Genomic DNA, 4,361 nt, shown 5'->3' on the forward strand with positions numbered 1-4,361 from the left:
GTCAACCCGTCGCGCTGGTGCGGACAATGCGCCCGATGCGCCGAGGGCCGCGCCAATCTCTGCGAAAACATCTATTTTATGGGCTCGGCTTCGAAAACGCCGCATATGCAGGGCGGTTTTGCCAGCGTGTTCGATGCCACGCCGGCGCAATGCGTCAAGGTTCCGCATTCTATCGCCTATCAGGCCGCGGCACTCGCCGAACCACTCGCCGTCAGCCTGCACGCGGTGGCGCGGGCCGGCGACATTGCCGGCCGCAACGTCATCCTGTTCGGCGCCGGCCCGATCGGGCTCCTGACAATGCTCGCCGCCAGGCTCAAGGGATGTGGCGAGCTCACCGTCGTCGACATAGCAGAGGCGCCACTCGCCTTCGCCAGCAAGCTTGGAGCAAACAGGACGATCGACCTGTCCAGCGGCGACGAGGAGCTCAAGGCGCTCGCGTCCCACAGGGCGATCGATGTCGCGTTCGAGATTTCAGGCACGGCAGCGGGCCTCGCGGCGGCGATCGACAGCGTTCGGCGCGGCGGCACGGTCGTTCAGGTCGGCAATCTGCCAGGTGGTCAGATCCCGGTGGCGGCCAACGCGGTGATGGCCAAGGAAATCAATCTGCACGGCACGTTTCGTTTCGACGCGGAATTCGATCAGGCGGTCGATCTCATCGTGGGGGGGGAAATAGACGTCCTGAAGCTGGTGACCGCCGAACGCCCCCTCTCCTCGGCCCACGATGCCTTTCGCCTGGCTGCCGACCGCTCGCAGAGCGTCAAGGTCGTGCTGACTGCCGACTGATGAGTTTTTCCCGGGGCCTCCCACCAGCTGTTATCAACCGTTGCAGTCTCAGCGCGCCGGCCCGGTTTCCTTCCTGTCTGCCTGCTTACGCGCCCGCGCAAACTGCAGCCCGGCGACGCCGGCGGTCGCAGCGAGCGCCAGGCCGATCGGAATGAGGCTCGAGGGCTGGTCGGCCTTTCTGAGCACCGCCACCACGTCATATCCGACATCCAGCCCGATGCGCTTGGCGTAGGAGCCGAAATCGACATTGCTGATCATCAGCGCGTCGCCCGCTTGCGTGATTGTAAGTCCAATGCCGCGCAGGCGCTCCAGCGGCTCGCCCGGCTCCCCGAGCGGCACATTGACCGTCTTGCGTACATCTTCGCCCATGAGGTCGACACCCTCGACGACGAAATTGATGCGGCCATCCGCCGGCGTCTGCGCGACCGCCGACAGGAACTCGCTCGCCGGCAACTCCTCGTAAGGCGGCGACACCTGGTTGAGCCACCAGTCCGGCCGAAACAGCGTGAAGCAGATGAGAAGCAGGGCAGCACTTTCCCAAAGTCGACTTTTCGTCACGAACCAGTTCATTGTCGCTGCCGAAAACAGCAGGATGGCGATCAATGAGACCGTCGCCACCCAGATCGTCTGGGGCCAGGTGTCGACTCCGATCAGCAGGATCGCCGGATTGAAGATGAAGACGAACGGCAGGATCGCCGTGCGCAGCGAATAGAGCGCGCCCTGGAAGCCGGTGGCGATCGGGTCTTCCTTGGAAATCGCCGCCGCAGCGAAGGCCGCCAGCCCGACGGGCGGGGTGATGTCGGCCATGATGCCGAAGTAAAAGACGAACAGGTGGACCGCGATCAGCGGGATCGGCAGTCCGGCCTGCGCACCGAGATCGACCACCACCGGCGCCATCAGCGTCGCCACGAGGATGTAGTTTGCGGTGGTCGGAATACCCATGCCGAGCACAAGGCTGATCGCGGCGATGAGGATCAGCATAAGGATGACGTTGCCGCCGGAGATGAACTCGACGAGCTCCGTCATCATCAGGCCGAGACCGGTCAGCGTGATCGTGCCGACGACGATGCCGGCGGTGGCCGTGGCGATACCGATGCCGATCATGTTGCGGGCGCCGAGCGCCAGCCCGTCGATCAGGTCGTCCCAGGCAGCACGCACTGAGGCGGCGAGGTTTTCGTTACGGAATACCGCCATCAGCGGCTTGCGAGTGGCGACGATACCGAGGATCGACAGGGTCGCCCAGAACGCCGAGAGGCCTGGCGACATCTGCTCTACCATCAGGCACCACAGAAGCACCGCGATCGGGATGAGGAAATCGAGCCCGGTCCGCGTGACGTCCCAGGCGCGCGGCAGTTCCAGGATCGGCGCGTTCGGATCGTCAAGTGCGAGGTCCGGATAGCGCGAGGAATACCAGACCGAGGCGACGTAGAGAGCTACGCCAGCGATTGCGAGCACCGGCGGCGCAGTCCCGCCAAAGACAGCCTGGATAGCAACGATGCTGTAATAGACTATACAGACAGCGAGAATGCTGCCCGACAGTCCCAGCCCCATCCGCAGCATCCGTTCTCTTGCCGGCGTCGGACGCTGCGGGATCGTCTTCAGGTCCATCTTTATCGCTTCGAGATGTACCATGTAGAGCAGCGCGAGATAGGAGAAGACCGCCGGCAGCAGCGCGTGCATGACGATCTCCGAATAAGGAATGCCGACATATTCGACCATCAGGAAGGCGGCCGCGCCCATGACCGGCGGCATGATCTGGCCGTTGATCGAGGCTGAAGCCTCGATGGCGCCCGCCTTGACGCCGGAAAGGCCGGTGCGCTTCATCAACGGGATGGTGAAGATGCCGCCTGAGACCACGTTGGAGACGGACGAACCGGACACGACACCGTTGAGAGCCGATGAGACCACCGCGACTTTCGCCGGGCCGCCACGCAGATGGCCGAGCAGCGCGATGGAGATTTGCATCATCCAGTTGCCGGCGCCTGCCTTTTCCAGAAGCGTACCGAACAGGACGAAGAGAAAGACGAAGCTCGTCGATACGCCAAGTGCAATCCCGAAGACGCCTTCGGTGGTCAGCCATTGATGGTTGAGAAACTTATTGAGTGATGCGCCGCGATGTTGAATCACGTCCGGCATGTACTGGCCGGCAAAGGTGTAGAAGATGAAGACACATGCCACGACCACCATTGGAAGGCCGAGCGCGCGGCGCGTCGCTTCGAGGAGCAGCAGGATGCCAATTGTGCCGGTAACGAGATCGAGCGTGGTTGGCTGGCCGGGCCGTCCGGAAAGCTCGACGTAGAAGAGAAAGAGATAGGAGCCGGCAAACCCCCCGACCGCGGCCAGCACCCAGTCGAGCAGCGGCACACGATCGCGGGGCGAGGATCTCAGCGCCGGATAGGCGAGGAACGTCAAGAACAGCGCGAAGCCGAGGTGAATGGCGCGCGCTTCCGTATCATTGAGGATGCCGAAGCCGAACACGAACGGCAAAGGCGAAGCGTACCAGAGCTGGAAAAGCGACCAGCCAACTGCAACCCAAAGCAGGATTCGAGCGACTGTTCCGCTCGGATGCCGGCCACCCGTATCAGCCTCCGCGACCAGCTGTTCGAGCTCTTGGAGATCGACGCTGGCCGGTTGTGCCTTCACTTCGCTCAATGACGCCTCCTGTTGCGGATGGGTCCGGCGGGTCCGCTGGATCCGCCGGGCTGTCGTCAGATCACGAAGCCTACTTCAGCCAGCCCTTCTCCTTGAAGTATTTTTCAGCGCCCGGATGCAGTGGCGCGGAATTTCCTTCCGACACCATCTTGGCCGGATCGAGATTGGCAAAGGCCGGATGCAGCGACTTGAACTCGTCGAAATTTTCGAACACCGCCCTGGTCAGCTGATAGACGCTCTCGTCAGGAACCTTGGCCGAGGTGACCAGCGTGGCGAGCACCCCGAAAGTCTCGGTATCGTCGGGATTGTTAGCGTAGAGCGCGCCCGGGATCACCGCCTTGGCGTAGTAGGGATTTTCTGCGACCAGCTTGTCCACGACTTCTCCGGTCAACGGCACCAGCTTGGCAGCGCAGGTAGTGGTCGGATCCTGGATGTTCGCGGAGGGATGGCCGACGCCGTAGAAGAACCCGTCGATCTTGCCGTCGCAGAGCGCCGGGCCGTGCTCGTCAGCCTTCAACTCCGATGCGAGCGAAAAGTCGGCCAACGTCCAGCCCATCGCGCCGAGCAGACGTTCCATGGAAGCGCGTGTCCCGGAACCGGGATTGCCGACGTTGAAACGTTTACCCTTGAAGTCCTCGAATTTCGTCACGCCGGCATTCGGATGCGCCAGGACCGTGAACGGCTCCGGATGGATCGAGAAAACCGCACGCAGGTCGGTATGGGCGCCACCGTCCTTAAATGATTCCAGCCCCTTGTAGGCATTGTACTGGACGTCGGACTGCGCCATGCCGAAGTCGAGTTCGCCTTCCTTGATCGTGTTCACGTTGAATGCCGATCCGCCGGTTGATTCCACCGAGCAGCGGATGCCATGCGTCTTACGATCCTTGTTGAGCAGGCGGCAGATAGCGCCGCCGGCGGCATAATAG

At 62.6% G+C, this 4,361-nt stretch carries 3 protein-coding genes; 1 reads left to right on the forward strand and 2 read right to left on the reverse strand.

Annotated elements, in window-relative coordinates; translation table 11 throughout:
• A partial coding sequence (locus EOA85_RS28910; RefSeq protein ID WP_127212034.1) for a zinc-binding dehydrogenase occupies positions 1 to 783 on the forward strand: 783 nt, incomplete at its 5' end.
• A 48-nt stretch (positions 784 to 831) separates the two neighbouring features.
• Here EOA85_RS28910 and EOA85_RS28915 read toward each other — a convergent pair.
• A complete protein-coding gene (locus EOA85_RS28915; RefSeq protein WP_164759945.1) occupies positions 832 to 3,324 on the reverse strand; it encodes a TRAP transporter permease in 2,493 nt (830 codons plus the stop codon).
• A 181-nt stretch (positions 3,325 to 3,505) separates the two neighbouring features.
• Positions 3,506 to 4,361: TAXI family TRAP transporter solute-binding subunit (locus tag EOA85_RS28920; protein WP_127212035.1), on the reverse strand; the 856-nt coding region annotated here is incomplete at its 5' end.

The sequence above is a fragment of the Mesorhizobium sp. M5C.F.Ca.IN.020.29.1.1 genome (assembly GCF_003997375.1).
GTDB classification, from domain to species: domain Bacteria; phylum Pseudomonadota; class Alphaproteobacteria; order Rhizobiales; family Rhizobiaceae; genus Mesorhizobium; species Mesorhizobium wenxiniae.